This is a genomic window from Pantoea sp. USMM079 (assembly GCF_037153115.1).
In the GTDB taxonomy this organism is placed as follows: Bacteria; Pseudomonadota; Gammaproteobacteria; order Enterobacterales; family Enterobacteriaceae; genus Pantoea; species Pantoea communis.
On record NZ_JBBCKX010000002.1, the window covers coordinates 422924 to 441755 of the forward strand.

Sequence of the window (18832 nt, forward strand, 5' to 3'; positions counted from 1 at the left end):
CTGCTGAGTGAAGGGGTTGTTTATTGGGGCATTCAAAGCCATAAGAAACACCGATTAAAATGCCATTGAACGCCAGCCTCGTGGAGTGTCATTGCCGGTTCGTGCGGCCAGTGATTGTGCCGCACGTTGTGAACGCGCCATTACGGCTTGCTGGTTGATCTGAGTAAATTCGCCATTTCGCAGCAAATGCGCACCGTCAACAAATACATCACTGACTTCATGACCTAATGCGGAATATACCAGCGATGAGACTGGGTGGTGGATGGGTGTCATCGCCGGATGCGAAGTATCAACAATAACCACATCCGCGCGCTTACCGACTTCTAATGAACCGACCAGATGGTCAAGACCAATGGCTCGGGCACCATCAATGGTGGCCATCTCCAGCACCTTCTCCGCGGTCATAATGGTGGGGTCGCGGTGTACCCCTTTTTGCAGGAGTGCGGCAACTTTCATCGCCTGAAAAAGGCTGTGATTATTGCTACTGGCAGGGCCGTCGGAGCCGAGTCCCACCGTCAATCCAGCCGCCAGCATTTCAGGTATGGGAGGCACGCCGGACGCGAGATACAAGTTACTGCATGGATTGTGTGAGACGCGTGTGTCGTGATGTTTTAGCGCGCGGATATCACGAGAACTGCACTGCACACAGTGCACGGCCAATACATCAGAACCGAGGAAGCCGATATCACTCAGGAATTCGGTGTCTGTTCCCTGAAAACGCAATTTGGCTTGTTCAATTTCAAAATCAGTTTCCGCCACATGCGTAGTGATGAGTACGCCAGTTTCATTGGCTAGCTCACGGGTACCGCGCAGCACTTTCTCATCCAGAGCCCAAATCATACTGGGTGCCAGGCCCACTTTGACGCGGCCGTCGGCTTTATGAAATCGATGAATAACCTGACGTGCGTCTGCCAGCGCGGCTTCCGGCGTTTCGATAAGTGCTTCAGGGATGCCATGTTCAGCGCCAGTGGTCAGGAATCCACGGCATACATGACCGCGAATACCACTGACCTCAAAAGCTTCAATGATTTTTGCGGTCAAACCCGGCCGGGGATGGGCATACATAAAATCGACCAGCGAAGTGACGCCTGAGCGCAGAGACTCCATGCAGCCGTGCAGGGCTGCGGCATAAACATCCTCTTCCGTTAACGCGACAGCACTCGGTCCGGTCATACAGGTAAACCATTTTTTCAGCACCATGTCGTCGCCCAACCCTTTTAAGAGCGTCTGAAACAGGTGCGTGTGCGTGTTGACCATACCCGGAATAATAATGCGTTGACGGCAATCGATAACCTCTGCCTCAGGAAATTGCAGGCTGAGCGTCTCGCGTGTTCCTATGGCACGGATATGCTGGCCTTCAATCACCAAACTGGCTTGTTCCAGGATTTCACGCTGTGGGTTCATGGTGATAATCCAGCCATCGGACAATAAATAACTCATCAATCACACTCCAACTGCTGTTGTAATTGCGATGCCTGAACGACAAAACCGAAGCACTGTTGCACGTTGTACAGCGTGGCGTCGCGGCAAAAAGAGGGTGAAGTGGTTGCGCTGCAATCCTCAAGAAGCAGGCAGTCATAACCCCGAAAGTTAGCGTCTTGAAGGGTGCACAGCACACATTGATCGAGGTTCACGCCAGCAAACAGCAGTGTTGTCACACCAAGGTTACGCAGAATGCTGTCGAGTTCGCTGTCATGGAAGCCGGACATACGATATTTGTTGATGCGGATATCGCGTGAGTCCGGCGTTAACTCTTCAACAATTTCAGCCGCCCAACTGCCGGCTTCCAGCACAGGCGCACCGGAAAGGGGGAGAGGATCACCTAAGCCAACGCCATCGCCATAGGGGTTATAAACATGCAATAGCGCAGGGCTGAGATTGAGCTTATCGGGTCGATTACCCCAGTTAAGCCAGATCACCGGTACCTCAGCTTGACGCAGTATCGGCAGCAAATGTTGTAGCGGGGCGATGGGCGCGCGTGCAGGCGTGACATCAACCCCGATGTGGCCAAGCCAGCCATTGGGATGACAAAAATCGTTCTGCATATCAATCACGACGATCGCGGTGTGCTGCAAATCAAAAATCACAGACCTTTCGCCAGTGCTAAGCTCGACCGGGCGTGAAACTTGCGTTGGTCGACGTGTATCAATGAGTTCTTTTGAAACACGCCATTGGTTAAATCGGTTGCTGCCCAATACGTTTAACCCCATTTCAGGCTCCCATCAGAATACGCAAATCTTCACTGTCTAATGTGACAGGGTCACCGCTGCGAATCAGTTCGGAAAAGCCCTCGTTTGGCGTCATGACCGTCAGCGTATACAGCTTTTCAGTTCCCGTGTTACGTATGGCATGATCGTTACCCGGGTGTAACAACAACGAATCACCTTTCCTGATCACCAACTCGTCATTATTACAACGCGCCACGCCTTCGCCATGAAGAACATAGAAAAACTCATGGGCAGTGGCATGTTCATTAGGAGGCGTCGCGCCGCCGACGTTAAAGATCTCTACAACAAAGATATTCTCAATGCCATCGAGGGTTTTATCGCACAGGATGGCGAAGTAATTGGTGCTGTCCGGACTAATACGGAAAGCCTGAACGTCATTCAGATTATTGAAACGAAACGTTTTCATCTTTATTCCTTTCGATAAGGCTGCGTCAGTGCGCCGGGTTGTAATGTGCGTCCCACGACACCTGACATCGCCAGAATCGTGAGCAGATAAGGCAGAGCGAGCAGCACCTGCGGTGGCAGCGTGTTTTCAAACAGCTGTAAAGAGAGTTGCAGTGCATCAGCCGCACCAAAGATAAAGGCGGCGAGCAGGGCTTTTAGTGGGCTCCAGCGGCCAAAAATCACGATAGCAAGCGCGATAAACCCTTGACCACTGACGATATTGTCGCGAAACAGGCCAATTTGCGCGGTGACCAGATAGCCACCTGCTAAACCCGCTCCGACACAGGAAAACATCACGCCCCAGGTTCGGATTTTCAGTACGTTCAGGCCGGCAGCATGCGCAGCTCGCGGGTTTTCTCCAACGGCGCGCAGCGAAAGACCAAAGCGCGTATGAAACAGACAATACTGTGCCAATACGGCCAGAATCAGCGTGAGGTAAAGGGGCAGCGGCTGCTGGAACAGAATCGGTCCAACGACGGGAATGGATGAGAGCACCGGAATATGCCAGGGCTCCAGCATAGGAATGGTTGGCGACGACCCATTGCCCATCACCAAGGCATAGATCCACGATGCAAGCCCGGCAGCGAGAATATTAAACACAATGCCAACCACGACCTGGCTGGCATGTGCGCGCAGATAGAGCGCGGCCAGCACGCAGCCAACGATCAAGCCGCCAACGCCACCCGCGATAAAACCCAGCGCCGTAGAACCACTTTCAACTGCCATCATGTAACTGGCCAGCGCGCCAAGTAAGATGGTGCCCTCAATGCCAATATTGAGCACGCCGGAACGTTCGGAGTAGATTTCACCTAGCGCAGCAAGTAGCACCGGTCCGGCAAGTCGTACCGCGGCGGCAAGCCAGCTGATAAAGAACGCGGTATCGAGATTAGCCAGCAAATTCATGATTGCTCCTCCACAAATGGACGGCTGGATCTGCGTAAGCCCGGTAAGTTAATGCGGTAGTAGCGCAGCAAATCACCGGCAAGGATTAATAACACCACCAGACTTTGCAGGATTAGCACCACTGATGTCGGTAAACCGGTTTGGCGCTGCATGGCGCTGCCGCCCACTTCGAGCCCGCCGTATAAAATCGCAGTAGGGATTACCAGTAACGGATTCAGACGCGCCAGCAAAGCGACGACCACGCCGATAAAACCCACCCCTCCGGAAATGCCATCCATTAAGCGATGTTGAACGCCAAGCACCGCACACAACCCGGCAAGCGCAGCTAATCCTCCGCCGAGCAATACGGCCCCCATCTGACGACGGTTAACATCAACTCCGCTGTAGCGTGCAGCACGTGGATTCAGGCCAGCAATTTTTATTTCAAAGCCCGCCGGCGTGGCGCGCAACAGCCAGAAAACAAACAGGCTAGCGACCAGAGCAATGGCGATTCCCCAATGCGCACGCATACCGTTCATCACAAAGGGTAACCAGCTATCGGCGGGCAAACGTGGCGTTTGTGGAAGGTCGCCCGGGGCACGCATCGGTCCGGAAACAAGGAATTGCACGATGAATAACGCAACGTAATTTGCCATTAATGAAATCAGGACGTCATTGCCGCCGAATTTGACGCGAAGCGCACCGACCCATCCGGCCCAAATGGCACCCGCTAGAAACGCGGCCAGTAAAACCATCGGCCAATAAAACAGAGGGGGGATGGCCCACGGAAAACCCTGTGGTGTACCTGAAAGCGCGATCCAACTGGCTGCTGCAGCGCCCAGTAAAAAGCAACCCTCAAAGCCGATATAACCCAGTCCAGCTCGCCACACCACAATGGTCGCCAGCGCGATGAGCATGAGCGGCGTGGCCTGGACTATGCTCAGACCAAGACTGCGCAGAGAGCCGAATGCTTCATTGAACAGGAAACCATAAGCTGATTGCGGATTACCGCCGAAGGGGATAAACAACAATCCCGCGATAGCGAAAGCGGCGATAATGCCGCAGATGCTGGTCAGCATCAGCGCGCCAGTGGATTCTGCAGGGGCGAGACGTCTCTCAAGCAGCTTCTTCACGTTCGCCTCCTTTTTGCAGATGAGCGCCCGCCATAAGCTCACCCAGTTTTTCTGCTGTTGCTTCATGAGCAGGCAGTTCGCCCGCGATTTGTCCGCTGTACATCACGGCGATGCGATCGGACAGGTTAAGAATCTCTTCCAGCTCTGCGGAAATCATCAGAATGGCGCAGCCGCGATCGCGCGCCGCAATTAACCCTTGCCACACGCTCTCAATCGCGCCGACATCCAAACCACGTGTCGGTTGTTCAACCACCAGTAAGCAGGGATCGCTCGCCACTTCACGACCGAGTATGAGCTTCTGCAAATTGCCGCCAGAGAGTTTTCCCGCTTCGAAATCCGCATCGGGTGTGCGTACAGCGAAACGTGCAATAATATCGCGGGCATGCTGGCTGATGCGCTGTCGGTCCAGCAACCAACCACCTGCCCGAGTGAAACGGTGTTGGCGGCCTAACAAGGCGTTGTCAGTGATTGATAACGCTGTGACTGAACCGACGCCACGACGATCGGCGGGGATCAATCCCATCCCTTTATGACGACGGACTGCCGGGGAATCCTCGCTGATATCGGCCCCATTTAACAAAATGCGCCCGGCCTCCAGCTTGCGCAGATTGAGTAATGCTTCAGCAAGCTCGGACTGGCCGTTACCTTCGACCCCAGCAATACCCAAAATTTCACCGGCTGCAACCTGCAAAGAAACGCGCCAGATTTTTTGCTGACCGCTGGCATCCCGGACCGCAATATTGTCGACATGCAATACCGTTTTACCCGGCTGACAGGGGGATTTCTCCACGCGAAGTACCACATCACGGCCCACCATGCGGCGGGCCAAATCGCGCTCTGAAGTGTCATTGATATCGACCGAATCGATCATTCTGCCGCCGCGCATCACCGAAACATGATGGGCGATGGCCATGATTTCATACAATTTATGCGTCACGATCACGACGGAACGCCCTTCAGCGCACAGTGATTTTAACGTGGCAAACAGGCCTTCTTTTTCTTGTGGCGTAAGCACTGCAGTGGGTTCATCAAGAATCAGTACCTGGGCGTCGCGGTACAATAATTTGAGGATCTCAACGCGCTGCTGCACGCCAATGGGCAAATGTTGCACGTTCGCCCAGGGATCAATCGCCAGACCGTGCTTGTCAGAGAGCGCCTGTAACCGTTGCGCAGCTGCCTGCAGATTAAGCATGCCACTTCGGCTCTCTTTCAGCCCCAGCACCACGTTCTCGACCACGGTCATTGGCTGTACCAACATGAATTCCTGGTGAACCATCCCGATGCCGCAGTGAATGGCATCACTCGGATCGCGAAAACGCCGGGGTAATCCATCCACGACAATCTCGCCCTCATCTGCCTGATACAGGCCATACAGAATCTGCATCAAGGTGCTTTTACCTGCACCGTTTTCTCCCAGCAAGGCGTGGATTTCACCGGCTTTTATGCTGAGTGAAACGCCATCGTTGGCCACGACGCGAGCAAAGCGTTTGGTGATGTGATTGAGTGCCACGCGAACAGGTGCTGTTGCTGTCATAACAAGTTCCCGCCGGTTAAACAGTTGGTTTCAACGCGCCACTGTCGAGCTGCTGCCAAATGGTCTGGAATTTAGCCCATGCATCCGCGCTGACGAGTTTGCTGTTGTAGTGTTCATTGCCGCTGACCACCGACCAGGCTTTACCCACCGTTGGATGCCATTCATCACCCCCTTTGAAGGTTTTATTGGCGACTGACTCGCCGACTTGCTCAACCATCCAGTCGAGGTTCTGACGGAAGCTGCACGCGACATAATCTGGTGCGACATCACGCTGATCGACATAACAACCGATGGCCTTCACTTTACCCGCGGCAGCGCCCTGCATTGCGCCTAAGCCGGTCACATCAGCGGCATGCCAAATGACATCGGCTCCATTGCCAATCATGGTGGTGGCCGCTTCACGGCCTTTGGCGGCGTTGTCATAATCGCCAGTGACCACACCCATACCTTTGATGCCGGGGCGGGTCTTTTCTGCAGCCTGAATGAAGGCCCGCATCATGGCTTGCTGAGTGGGGTTATCGCCTCCGCCAACAAAGCCGACGGCTTTACCTTTATCGGAGATCAGTGCCGCCAGTGCCCCTGCAGCATAGGCGCCTTGTAAATACGCGAGGTTAACGTACTCAACGTTACCAGGCGATTTCTCACCAGGTTTGAACGTTGAGGCGAAGAAGTAGGTTTCTGGGTATTCCGGCGCAATTTCGGCAAATGCGGAACCGTATTCGAAGCTGTGACCAATGATCAGGGTGTAACCATCGTCAGCGTAACCTCGGATCACTTGTTCCATTTGAGCTTGCGGTACGCTTTCACTGTAGGCGACGCTAAAACCGGCCTTTTTCAGGCTCTGTAATCCAGCAAATGCCAGTGAACTCCAGCCACCATCGGCAACAGAGCCTGGCAGCAGCAGGGCAATTTTTATGGTGTTATTCGCTGCCATTGCGCTGCGCGACAGCATGGGAGCCAGAGCCGGTAACAACAGCGCGCCAGCCACTAACTTCGCAAATTTTCTGCGGGATACGTCTGCCATCATGTGTTCTCCTGGTGTGGTTTTGATGTATTAATCACCGGAAGAGCATTATCTTAAAAGCATCATTTTTCGCACTTACTGATGCCTTAAAGGCAACGCAGAGGAAAGCATGCTTCAGCACCGTTTGTTTATTTATATTGACCAGATTGCTCGTAGCGGTTCTATCCGCAAGGCCGCTGAGCGTTTGCATATTTCGGCCTCAGCCATTAATCGCCAACTGATTGCGTTGGAAGAAGAGCTAGGTACACCCTTGTTCCAGAGACTGCCACGGAAAATGGTGCTAACCGCAGCGGGCGAAGCCTTGATTCATCACGTGCGTCAGAGTTTTAAAGAAATTGAAATAGCGCAGATGAAGATTGAGGAATTGAAAGGACTGCGGCGCGGTGAAGTCACAGTAGCAATGATGAGCGGGCTGGCCGCCAATCTTATTCCCCTTACGGCAGCGGAGTTTCGTCGTGCTAATCCACGAGTGAAATTGCATCTTCAGCAACTCACCACGGGTGAAAATATCACCAATGCAGTAGCAAGCGGTGAAGCAGATTTGGGGATTGGGTTTGATTTTGAACTGCAGCCTGTGCATCGAAAACTTGCCAGTGTACCGGTGCGACTGGGGGCCGTGGTGGGCACAGGTCATCCGCTGGCTGAAAAAGCCAGCCTACGTCTTAGTGACTGTCTGCCTTATCCCGTGGTGATTGCTGATAAATCTATGGTCATCAGGCCATACTTGAATGAGGTTTTCGCGCGAGCATCGATCAATCTGCAAACGGTCATCGAAACTAATTCCATTGAGGTGATGCGCCAGTCAGCGATGATGGACCAGACGCTGACTTTCCTGACACCGATTGATATCGAATCAGACCAACGAAGCGGGCGATTGATCTATATCCCGGTCCGTGAGCTTGCGCAGCATACACAGACGCTGATGTTGATTGGTCACGATCGCGGAACAAGCGCTATTGGTAGCGTATTTGCGGAGACACTAAAAGGTATGATGTCGGCATTGCGTTAGCGTTGAGGGCATCCGTCTGGTTGCCCTCAACGTCTGCTTAAACCTTCTTAGATCGGAAGGCAGTTTCACCTTTGAGGAAGTCCAGGTTAAATGCTTGCACCTCACGAACCAAGGTGATTAAGGCTTGTGCTGCACGGTCGGTGGCAATCTGACCCCGTTCCGCATCTGCAGCGGCTGCATTGCCTGTGGTGCCTGAGAGATGAAGGTCTTGTGCCATCCAGCCGAATCCTATGCCGCCTTCAGGGGTGAGTACCCCGCCACTGGCCTCCAACGCCACTGAGGTTGAGACGAAATCATCAGCATATGCCATCTGCACCAATTCGGGATGCAGATGCAGCATCATACTGGTCTCTGATTCTCCACCGTGAATGCCGTGCTGCATCTCTTTTTCGCTATACAGGTCTGATGCATCAATTGTCCGGAACCAGCTGGCCCCAACGGCAAACATCCCCAGTTCGATGCGCAGTTGACGGCAAACAATCTCCATTAATTGCGGTTGGCCGCCGTGGGAATTCCAGAAAATGATTTTGCGAATGCCCGCCCGCCAGGCGCTTTTTGCTACTTCAAACCACACTTTGCCCAGCACTTCATACGGCAGTGAAAGCGTACCAGGATAAGCCAGGTGTTCGTCTGATTTGCCAATCGGCAGGGCGGGTAACACCAACATTGGCAGGTCGTCGGGCATGAGTTCAACGGCGCGTTGAATAATGCCCGCATTAATGGCGGCATCCACGCGTACCGGCAGATGTGGACCATGCTGCTCAACGGCTCCAATCGGTAAGACAGCCACTATGTTTGCCATATCGAGTTCACTAAATTCCCGAGTGGAAAGATCCCACCACCAGGGCGAAGACGGTTTTACCATGTTAACCTCCATTTTTTTAGCTCAACATAGCGGGTTGCCACTGCAATGGAAGCAACAAAATTCGTACTGATCGTTGCCTTTAAGTCATCCTTCCTGACAAGGTGCTCTTCAAAATATCACTGAAAGCGGCACACGTTTTGGCTTTGCTGCTGTCATCATCAGGCCCCTGAAGCAGGGTAAACTCTGCCTGTGGAAGCGAACGTCATTCCCGGCGGCCCAGCGGGCCGCCTTCCGTCTCATTTTTGATTCTTATCTGTAAACGCCTGGTAATTTTCTTTCGTGACGGTCTGATAGGGCACCCAGTTATAGGCTTCGGTTTTCTTGCCGGTCAGCATATCGCTTGCCACATTAACTGCGCCAATGGCCTGGCCTTTCGCATCCTGGAAAATGGTCACCGCCATTTTGCCATTCTTGATGAATTGCAAACCATCCGGTGTGCCATCAATGCCAGCCACTAACACATCGCTCTTCTTCAACTGATCCAGTGCCATAATCGCACCAATTGCCATCTCATCATTGTTAGCAACAATGGCGTTGATCGAATTGCCATCCTGTAGCCAGGAGAGGGTTTTATCGACGGCTTCATTGCGTTGCCAGTTAGCGGTCTGCTTTTGAATGACTTTAAGACCTGGATGGGCGCTGACATAATCTTCAACGGCTTTAGTGCGTTGGCGAGCTTCCTCGGTAGAGAGTGAACCCATCAGGATGGCGATGTTCCCCTGGTTGTTCATGCGTTTTGCCAGCGCTTCAATCTCCATTTTTCCACTCAAAGCAGAGTCGGAGCCAACGTAAGCCATCTTACCGCTCAGGGGCACTTCAGGTTTACGGTTGACAAAAATCAGAGGGATGTTGGCTTTTTTTGCAGCCGCAATCACAGGCATAACACCTTGCGTGTCTACCGGGTTCACGATAATCGCGTCGGCACCCTGATTAATAAAATCATCAACCTGCTGGATTTGCAGTGAAACATCGCCTTTGGCATCGGCAAACTGGCTATTCAATCCTTTCTCTTTCAACTGCGTATCCATTTGACTGCGAAGGATTGAAACAAAGTTAAGATCCAGATTCGCCAGAGCAACGCCCACCATATACGTTTTGGCTTGCACGACAAACACACTGAGTAAACCACAGGCGATTATTATTGCTTTGATTATATTCATGTTTGTATCTCTGTAAGGTGGATAGGGTATTTGTGCACCCGGGTGCAATAAATTGCGTATCAACACACAGTGCTGTGTATATTTTTCGCTGTGACCTTGAGCGCGTAACATTACTTTCAGATGAGGCTAGAAATTAGTCAACGCGTTAAAAATCGATTCCTTCATCTGGATCACAAAATTTGGGCGAAGCATTCTAATAAGAGAATAGAAATGCTACCGGGTGCAAATTTTTCTGGCAATGCTCCGTTTGTTTATTACGGGATTAAGTTACAACATCCAATAAAATCACTGAAAGATGCGCATCAGTAAGCCACTGCGTCGATTGAAGCTAAACAGCAGTTTATCGCGCGCATCTAAAGATCTGTTATCGGGGGGCAGTTAAAGATTACAAAGGTATTGATAAACTTCAGCATCACGTTTATCTGGCGTGAATCGAGAGCACTGTCGGCATTGGTGAGAGATAACCCGATATTGCTTCAACAACCCAAGTTCGTTCAGGATGCGCAGCCAACCCCTTGAGCCATAACACTTCTGCTCATAGATTTTTTCGCGAATGCTTTTCACGTCCACACGTAGTAGGGAGGCTTCAAGATTGCTGTAATCCGGATGCAGCTTGTTCTGCCCTACCTTTTTGAACAAGAAATTACGCACATAAAATGAGGCCACATTTGCCTTAACCTGAATGAATATATCATCCACTTTTTCAACAAATATGGTGTAAATCATGATCTTGAGATAAAGCATAAACACCAAATTGTCGCTATCTGATTGGTGTTTTACTGAGAGGGTGCCTAACTCAACCACTTTGCGTTGTTCCAGGCGCAACGCGTCAAGTTCTTCACGAAACAACGTGGCGCAGGGGATGTTGTTTTCATGGCGGCCTATCACGCTGATGGTGCCCAAAATATCTTGTTCTTTTCTCGCGAGGAATAGGGTGCTGTTTGGATTAAGCAGACCTTCGTTGTAGAGGAAAATAGAGCGGCTGTCTTTAACTATGCCAGTGCGGCGATACTCGCCGTTGGTCATTTCCATTCCCTTGAGAAACTCTATAAAACCGGTGGCAGGTGCAATGCTGATCCTGTCATCAATATCATTAAGTATTTTGCAGATTCTATGCGTTCTCTTATTAAGTACGCCATCAGATATCGCACTGCTAATAACTGATTTCCTTGATAAATACACGGTATACCTCAACCCATCCACGTTAAAGTACTGCTAATATAATAAACAAAAATGAACAATGGAATTACTTTGAGATGAAAATTTAGATCCACTTATGTGTTTTGCTGATTGGATATGAATTAAACGAAGAATTGGACTAATTGGCGAGAAAAATGTGATGAATCCTTACATTTTAGCCGGTTTACATATTAGCAGGGTTTATTGATTTTGGTGGTGGCGAGCGGAGGTTATAGGCTTGCCCGGCAAAAAAGTGCCGGGCACTACAGGGCTAGTCTTCAATACTGCTTAACAGCGCATTTTGAATGATTTTCTGGGCTTTGAGTGGATTTTGTTCACTTTGCGCCGCTTGCAATGCAGCAATATCCAGCTTATCCAGTGCACGGTAAATATGCTTCAGGAATCGAATCGACAGATTGGCGGCTTCAACATGGTCTTCACGGAAGGGGAATTGGTCTAGCTGCCATACGCCATCCCAATTATTGATTTTGAGCACATAGAAGAACTCAAAAATTTCTGTCATGTGCACTGTGCCGACAACGAGATCGTCATCCCAGCCACGTAGGTTGTCATTCACGTCCATACCGAACAGCCTGCCGCGGTCAATTATCAACTGGGCTGAGTCCGCTGGTGATTCACCGGCAAATAGCGCGTGGCCAAAGTCCAGCAACACGCCGACGTTATCGAGTCCAATATCTTCAATCCCCAGTAAGGTGCGTGCAGCGGAATCCCAGGTCATTTTAACGCGTGGTTCACGCGGTTTATACTCGATGGCAAATTTGACATCAGGATTGGCACTCGCCAGTTCGCGCATGCCATCAACCGCCAGTTTCCAAAGATTTTTATGATCAACCTGGAAGGGATAATCCCATCCATCTTGTCCCGGCCAGATTTTCACATAATTAGCACCCAATTCTCGCACGACTGTGGCCGCTTCATGCATCAGGTCGAAGGCCTGTTTGCGCAGTGCGGGATCAGGATTAGTAAAGGCACCGCGAGAAAAGCGGCGCAGATAGATTTCAGGCGTCACGCCAATCGCTTTCAGCCCAGCCTGGTCTAAGGCTTCTTTAACCTGGGCAACGGTAACACCTTCAGTAAAGGGATAGGGCACATCAACATACGATAAGTCTTCAACACTGCCAGCCAGTTTGATCTGGTCTAGCGTGCTGAGCGCCGGACCGTATCCGTCGACGGCATAACGATCTATGTAGTTAGCAAAATGCCACAAACCGGCACCAAATTTCGGGTAGGTGTAACCACTCATAAGACATTCTCCTTAGGGATTAGGGTAATCCGAGGCGCTACAATAATGTATGAATATATATTCACTAACGGTTATATATTCCATTCTGCGCCTTGAGCTTCTTGCTTAACCAGCATTGAGTGAAAAAATTGAGGGTGGCCTCACACAAAATTTGTGTGTCTGAAGTGAGAAAGGAATCGGGAAAGACATTATCCGTGCACAATTAAAATCAATAGGTGCTAGCTTGCTTAATCCTGCGGCAATCAGTTTCCGCCACTCCAGCCTTAAACACGTTAACCTGAGGTCATTCATCATGATGTCTCCCCCAATTCAGCTTGGCCCGACTAAAGCACCGATAAAATTTACCCAGGTTGAACCCGTTTTCCTCTCCGACAAGACTATGCTGGAGCGAAAAAATAAGGTTATGCAAAGGATGGTCGAGGGCGGTTTTGATGCGCTGGTCATTTATGCAGACAAAGAACACGGCGGGAATTTTGAATACTTAACAGGGTTCATCCCGCGTTTTGAAGAGGGGCTGTTGATCGTTGATGCCAGTGGAGAATGTACCGCTATTCTCGGGAATGAGAATCTCAAACTGGCTCGCTTTTCACGCGTACCTGTCACGTTGCTTCACTGCCCGTTGTTTTCGCTGCCTAACCAGCCAATGGATCATGAAACACCGCTTGAAAACCTTCTTGCATCTGCCGGCTTGAGTAACAAAAGTAAAGTAGGCCTGGTGGGATGGAAAATGTTCACCCCAGCCGCAGGCAATGGTTCTGCCTATTTCGATGTACCTTATTTTATTGTTGATGCGTTGCAACGCACGTTGAAAAAAGAGGCTGAACTGCTAAATGCAGCGCATTTATTTATTAGCGGCGCTGGCGGTGCAAGAGTGACCAACAACGCCAATGAAATCGCGCATTATGAGTATGGGGCCAATCTGGCATCTAACTGTATTCTTAATGCGATGGACGCGGTGGAAGTAGGAGTGCGGGAAATTGATTTGGGCGCGCTTCTGACGGCGGAAGGCCAATACAATACTGTTGTCTCCATCGCTGCCACCGGCGTCCGCTTCGATCATGCTAACCTTTATCCAACATACAAAAGGGTGCAGCACGGCGATCCTTTGTCGCTGACCACAGGATTTAAAGGTGGCTTGTCCAGCAGAGCTGCTTTCGTTATCGCCAGTCCTGCTGAACTGCCTGACGCTCAGAAAGATTGGTTAGACAGAATCGCTAAACCCTACTTCTCTGCACAGGTAGCCTGGCTGGAAAATATCCGCGTGGGTATGTCTGGCGGTGAGCTTTATGACGTGATCGAAAATGTACTGCCCAAAGCCCGATATGGCTGGCATCTTAATCCTGGCCATCTGGTTGCTGATGAAGAGTGGATGTCATCGCCGGTTTACCCAAATTCCGGCGAACTGTTGAGAAGTGGCATGATATTGCAGCTCGATATCATTCCATCGGTACCGGGCTATAACGGTGTCAGCGCAGAAGAGTGTGTTGCGTTGGCCGATTCATCACTTCAGGCTAAGATCGCTGAAGCGTATCCGAAACTTTGGCAGCGAATTACATGTCGACGTGATTACCTGCGCGATGAAATCGGCATTAAACTCAATGCCGATGTATTGCCGCTATCCAATGCTGTTGGCTATTTAAGGCCGTTTTTGCTCGCTAAACACCTGTCTCTCAGCGTGAAGAAATAGAGCGAACTGATAGCGAACATCAGGGCTTAATTTGATTACGCCCGCTGCGTTTTGCCAGATAAAGGGCTTTGTCGGCGTCCTGTTTCAGCTGGTCTGCTTCGCCGGTTTTACCAGTTGACGTCAGCGTGCTGTAGCCAGCGCTGATGGTCACTACGCCAGCTGGAACATCTGAGTTTTCATGTGCAATGCCGGTTTCTGCAACAAATCTGACCGCGCGCTCAGCCACTTTTTTGGCATCAAAGGCTGAGGTGCTGGGCAGAATGATCGCAAACTCTTCACCGCCATAACGTGCCACGATATCGCCTTGATAATGCACGCTATCCTTTAACGCCAGGCCGACATCCTGCAAACACTCATCACCCGCAACATGCCCGTAGGTGTCGTTATAGCGTTTGAAATAATCGATATCGATCATCACCAGCGAGAGCGGCTCAGCGTGCTTTTCTGAACGAAGCAGCGCTTGCTCCAGCAGAGCATCGAACTGACGGCGATTCGCCAGCCCGGTCAAACCATCGACCAACGCCAGGGATTGCAGCGTATGGTTGATGGTGGTCAGTTCATCACGAACATGGGTCAGTTCAATTTGATTACGCACATTGGTACCCACCTGACGCAATACAAAGACGCCCATGCCGGTAATGGTTAAGAGCAGCACAATGTTGAGCAAAACATTCGTCAGGTTGGCCGTCATCCACTCCATACGAAGCCGGTCACGGTCATAGCCAGCCGTCACAATCAGTGGATAACGCTCTAGTCGAGCATAGCCGAACACACGTTCAACACCGTCGAGCGTCGAACGCCAGGTCGCGCTGCCGCTCGACGCCGATTTAAGCTCGGTTTGAAACAGCGGGCTGCCGGAAAGGGTCCGGCCAATATAAGAGTCAGGAAAAGGGCGAATATAAAGGGCCGTGGCATCCGCCAGGATCAATCCCAGTGCATCTTTATCGCCAAGCGTGTAGTAGCTGTAGTACTGCCGGAAATAATCCACTTTGACCGTCGCAAGGGCGACACCAGCAAAATTCCCCGCATTATCATTTAGGCGTACCGAAACAGGAATCACCAGATCACCGGTGGAGCGACTGCGGATGACATGGCTGATATGGATATCCAGACTGGGATGCGTCCGATGCCAGACAAAGTAATCACGATCGGCGTTACTGGCATTGGTTGGCGTGAAGTTGCCAGATGAAGCCACCCAATGTCCCTCGGTGTCGTAAACAAACAATCCGTGCAGCTGAGGGAGCTTGCTTTGCTGGTCTTTGATTTGATGCAGGAACTGCGGTGTTGCAGCAAAGCTGTTGCCGTTTTGACGTAACTGGCGCACAGCATCCGCGAGGGTAATATCAACCTGTAAAAAGGCATCTTCAGCTTGTTTGGCTAATGAGAGCGAGAGATTGCGTGCATCCTCTTCTTTTTCTGTCAGGTGTTGCTGCCAGGAGTGCCAAAGAGACCAGGCATTAATAGCCACCACCAGTAAACTGATGGAAAGCAGAAATACGGCCATACTTCTTCCAAGAGAAGTCTTTAGCAGACGAGGGGTGCTATCTGAGAGGACACTTTTACGCATTGATACTCTTTGTGCATGCTGAAAAGGTGGGCAGAGTGGATAGGGATATTACAGGATTCATGTAACTGTCATAAGCTGAGTAAAGAAAATTTTATGCATTTGTGGAATAAATCTGATGAGCGAGAATTGGCGCCGTAGAAGTGAGCATCAAAAAGCCCATTGGCAAAATAAAGCGGAGATGGTTCATCATGCGCTGATTAGCAATCTGAGATGGCTGGCATTTATCAATGCCGGATTCGCCTTAATGATTCTGTGCCGGAATATGCTATTTCCCGGCTATGACCGTGGTTTGCTGCTGGCTCAGCACACTGCATGGGTGATTGATGGCTCCATGGTGACGGTGCTCTTTTTCGCGCTGGCCGCCTGCCTGACGGGACATGTGCGCAGGTTATCACGCCATGTAAGACAGTTAACGATTGCTATTCTGCTTTGCTGGCAAAGTGTGTTGTGGTCAATATGTGCCTATTACTTTATCGCCGAGTGGCAGTTAGCTTTTGCCTATCCTTTTTGCATTATCCTGATGCTCACCGCACTGGTGGCACTCTATTTTTTTCCGGCGGGTTTATTACTGTTTATCACACCGTTGTGGTTGACCTTGTTCGTCGCCAGCCTTCATCGTAATGACGGCGTGAATATGCGCTTTCTTGTTGTGTGGTTGTTCTTCAGCATTATTTTATTTACCGGACGATTCCTGCTGCAACGCTGGTTTGACGAAGCCTGGCAGCGACACAGTGAAAACCAATTATTAATCTCACGCCTTGAACTTCAGGCGCATCAGGATGGATTGACGGGCACAGCCAATCGCCGGGTATTGGATGATTACCTGGCGTTGATGGTGGATCAGCATCAATCTTTTGCGCTAATGATGCTCGACGTCGATTACTTCAAACGCTTTAACGATCATTACGGTCATCAGTTGGGGGATGATTGTCTGCGTCAGATCGCTACTGTGCTAAAACTGGCCATACGTACGCCTGAAGATTTAGTCGCTCGTTACGGTGGCGAAGAGTTTGCGCTGGTGTTGCCGGATGCTAATCAGCAGCAGGCTATGCTGGTCGCCGAACGCATCCAGCAACAATTGCTTGTAAAAGCGATACCTCACGCGGCCTCCGAAGTCAGTCAGCATGTGACGATGAGTATCGGAATTGCAGCTTCAGCGGGCGGTGTGGCAGTCAACGAGCTCATTGCCGCAGCCGATGCGGCGCTGTATCGGGCAAAAAAGGGTGGACGGAATCGCACATCAGCTTAAATCAGAGGAAGAAGCCGGTGGCGTAAACCAGGCTTCACGACGCACGACAACAGGATGATCGGGCTGGCTAATGAAGTTAGGTGACATGATTTGGACGCCATATTCATTAAATACGTCCTGAATTTGGCTATGAAGTTCTGTGCGTGCAGCGGACAATGCAGTGCCCGGTAGCAAACTCACCTGCAATTCATAATTCACGTACCAGTCCTGCAACGCTAATTGCCTGATTAACGGCGCAGTTAACGCGCTCACGCAATCACTTCTGCTGGCGGCCAGTTGTAGCATGGCGTGAACCTGGCGCCAGGGCACATCATAGCCAATGGTTACCGACGTGGTGAGATTCAGTCCTTTACCTGCCGATGCGCTACTGAGATTGATGATTTTGCCACTTACGACCACTGCGTTGGGAATGGTGACGTCGTAATTTTCTCGTGTTTGAATTTTTGTCGCCAAAATTCCCACATCTGTCACTACACCTTCATGCTCAAGGATACGAATGATATCGCCCTTACGCAACGCGCGTGAGTAAGTGAGCACCAATCCACTCATGGCATGATTCATCACTCCGGCCGATCCCAGCGTTAGCATTAGGCCGAAGAAAACGCTGATCCCCTTAAATGCCAGAGTGTTAGCGCCCGGCAAGAAAGGATAAGCGGCTGACAATGCCAACAACCAAATGGCCAGCCCAATCAATCGACGCGTGACGCCTAAGGTTTCTGGGTGAAAACCAGCGACTCTCAGTTTGCCATGCTCGATACGCGTCAAAGCAAGATTAATCAACTTCATGATGCCAGCAGTGATCAGGAAAATCACCGCGACCACGGTCAACCCCGGTAATGCTGCCAGTAAGGTCAGCGCAATCCCCTGCAACAGCGCCATCGCGTAGTCACCTAAATCCTGTCCCCAGGTCCGCGTCCAGGGGAATAGCCGCAGTGTCCAACTCAGCCAGATATAAGTCACAATTAACGCGAAGAGGAGTGACAAAATGTTCAGGGATTGCCGCATTATCGATCTTAGAATTTGCCGTAATGGGAGAAACACGCTTACTTCAGAATTCAAGGCCTGAATCTGGAGACGACGTGACATCAGACGATTAGCACCGACTACGCCACCGATCAACAGTAGTAAACTGGCTAGCCCAAGTAGGCTTTTACCCGCTGATATTAGGAGATAGTGGCTAGAATACTGTTGTATCAGGGCATGGCGTAAATTTTCGAATCGCATCTGCACATGCTGCGCCGCCTGATTAAGTGTCAAATCATCACCTTCATCGAGGTCCTGCTCGGCCAGTAACATAAAAGGTTTGTTGTTGATGGTAAATAAAACGACTTGTTGCTGGTAACGATGAAGCGTTTCAATCTCAACCGGATGTGTTAGATCTTCGTCACTTAATGCACGGACATTGCCGACAATCCGTTTAATTCGTTCTTCGGGTGTCGTCAAGCCAAAGGTCGCCTGCAGCATGACAATAGGTTGGTTAAGTAATATCAGTGTTCGGGCACGCTCCTGCGGCGTTGGGGCCTGCCGCGGTTCAGCCGCCCAGGCGCCGTTTGTCGAAGCGACCAGGCAGATCAACAACAGTATGATGCGTTGCATAACTCAGCACC

Annotated in this window: 16 protein-coding genes; 3 read left to right on the plus strand and 13 right to left on the minus strand. The window is 50.8% G+C overall.

Going from position 1 to position 18832, the window contains the following annotated elements:
* Positions 1-54: 54 nt before the first annotated feature.
* Genes WFP70_RS06495 through WFP70_RS06525 form a run of 7 tightly spaced genes read right to left on the minus strand, consistent with a single transcriptional unit; the run spans position 55 to position 7248 of the window.
* A complete protein-coding gene (locus WFP70_RS06495) occupies positions 55-1440 on the minus strand; it encodes an amidohydrolase family protein (protein ID WP_337023012.1) in 1386 nt (461 codons plus the stop codon).
* Positions 1440-2210, minus strand: coding sequence for a cysteine hydrolase family protein (locus WFP70_RS06500; protein ID WP_337023013.1), 771 nt, complete (start codon positions 2208-2210; stop codon positions 1440-1442). Before WFP70_RS06500 ends, WFP70_RS06495 begins: the two co-directional genes overlap by 1 nt.
* 1 nt (position 2211) lies before the next feature.
* Positions 2212-2634 (minus strand): cupin domain-containing protein, encoded by a 423-nt coding sequence (locus WFP70_RS06505; protein ID WP_337023014.1) that lies wholly within the window; start codon positions 2632-2634, stop codon positions 2212-2214.
* A 2-nt stretch (positions 2635-2636) separates the two neighbouring features.
* Positions 2637-3575, minus strand: a complete 939-nt coding sequence (locus WFP70_RS06510) for an ABC transporter permease (RefSeq protein WP_337023015.1) — start codon at positions 3573-3575, stop codon at positions 2637-2639.
* Positions 3572-4687 (minus strand): ABC transporter permease, encoded by a 1116-nt coding sequence (locus WFP70_RS06515; protein ID WP_337023016.1) that lies wholly within the window; start codon positions 4685-4687, stop codon positions 3572-3574. Before WFP70_RS06515 ends, WFP70_RS06510 begins: the two co-directional genes overlap by 4 nt.
* Positions 4671-6221 carry an ABC transporter ATP-binding protein gene (locus WFP70_RS06520; protein WP_337023017.1) on the minus strand — a complete coding sequence of 517 codons (1551 nt, stop codon included), beginning with the start codon at positions 6219-6221 and terminating at the stop codon, positions 4671-4673. Before WFP70_RS06520 ends, WFP70_RS06515 begins: the two co-directional genes overlap by 17 nt.
* Before the next feature lie 16 nt (positions 6222-6237).
* Positions 6238-7248: a BMP family protein gene (locus tag WFP70_RS06525; protein WP_034830133.1), complete on the minus strand. Its 1011-nt coding sequence runs from the start codon at positions 7246-7248 to the stop codon at positions 6238-6240.
* Between the two features lie 106 nt (positions 7249-7354).
* Here WFP70_RS06525 and WFP70_RS06530 point away from each other — a divergent pair, with 106 nt between their 5' ends.
* Entirely contained in the window at positions 7355-8254 is a 900-nt protein-coding gene (locus WFP70_RS06530; protein WP_034830131.1) for a LysR family transcriptional regulator, read from the plus strand.
* A gap of 37 nt (positions 8255-8291) precedes the next feature.
* On the opposite strand, the gene WFP70_RS06535 is transcribed toward WFP70_RS06530, so the two are convergent.
* The 4 genes from WFP70_RS06535 to WFP70_RS06550 form a co-directional block, all read right to left on the minus strand.
* A complete protein-coding gene (locus WFP70_RS06535; protein WP_337023018.1) occupies positions 8292-9119 on the minus strand; it encodes a creatininase family protein in 828 nt (275 codons plus the stop codon).
* Positions 9120-9355: 236 nt separating this feature from the next.
* A complete protein-coding gene (locus tag WFP70_RS06540) occupies positions 9356-10279 on the minus strand; it encodes a substrate-binding domain-containing protein (protein WP_337023019.1) in 924 nt (307 codons plus the stop codon).
* Positions 10280-10657: 378 nt separating this feature from the next.
* A complete protein-coding gene (locus WFP70_RS06545; protein ID WP_337023020.1) occupies positions 10658-11305 on the minus strand; it encodes an N-acyl amino acid synthase FeeM domain-containing protein in 648 nt (215 codons plus the stop codon).
* Positions 11306-11729: 424 nt separating this feature from the next.
* Positions 11730-12722 (minus strand): sugar phosphate isomerase/epimerase family protein, encoded by a 993-nt coding sequence (locus tag WFP70_RS06550; RefSeq protein WP_097117921.1) that lies wholly within the window; start codon positions 12720-12722, stop codon positions 11730-11732.
* A 292-nt stretch (positions 12723-13014) separates the two neighbouring features.
* Between WFP70_RS06550 and WFP70_RS06555 the strand changes: the two genes are divergently transcribed.
* Entirely contained in the window at positions 13015-14409 is a 1395-nt protein-coding gene (locus WFP70_RS06555) for a M24 family metallopeptidase (protein WP_337023021.1), read from the plus strand.
* 19 nt (positions 14410-14428) lie between these two features.
* On the opposite strand, the gene WFP70_RS06560 is transcribed toward WFP70_RS06555, so the two are convergent.
* Positions 14429-15913 carry a sensor domain-containing diguanylate cyclase gene (locus tag WFP70_RS06560; RefSeq protein WP_337023022.1) on the minus strand — a complete coding sequence of 495 codons (1485 nt, stop codon included), beginning with the start codon at positions 15911-15913 and terminating at the stop codon, positions 14429-14431.
* Between the two features lie 178 nt (positions 15914-16091).
* Between WFP70_RS06560 and WFP70_RS06565 the strand changes: the two genes are divergently transcribed.
* Positions 16092-17225, plus strand: a complete 1134-nt coding sequence (locus WFP70_RS06565) for a GGDEF domain-containing protein (RefSeq protein WP_337023023.1) — start codon at positions 16092-16094, stop codon at positions 17223-17225.
* Here the strand turns inward: WFP70_RS06565 and WFP70_RS06570 are convergent.
* A complete protein-coding gene (locus WFP70_RS06570) occupies positions 17217-18821 on the minus strand; it encodes a mechanosensitive ion channel family protein (RefSeq protein WP_337023024.1) in 1605 nt (534 codons plus the stop codon). The genes WFP70_RS06565 and WFP70_RS06570 overlap by 9 nt on opposite strands.
* Positions 18822-18832: the final 11 nt, after the last annotated feature.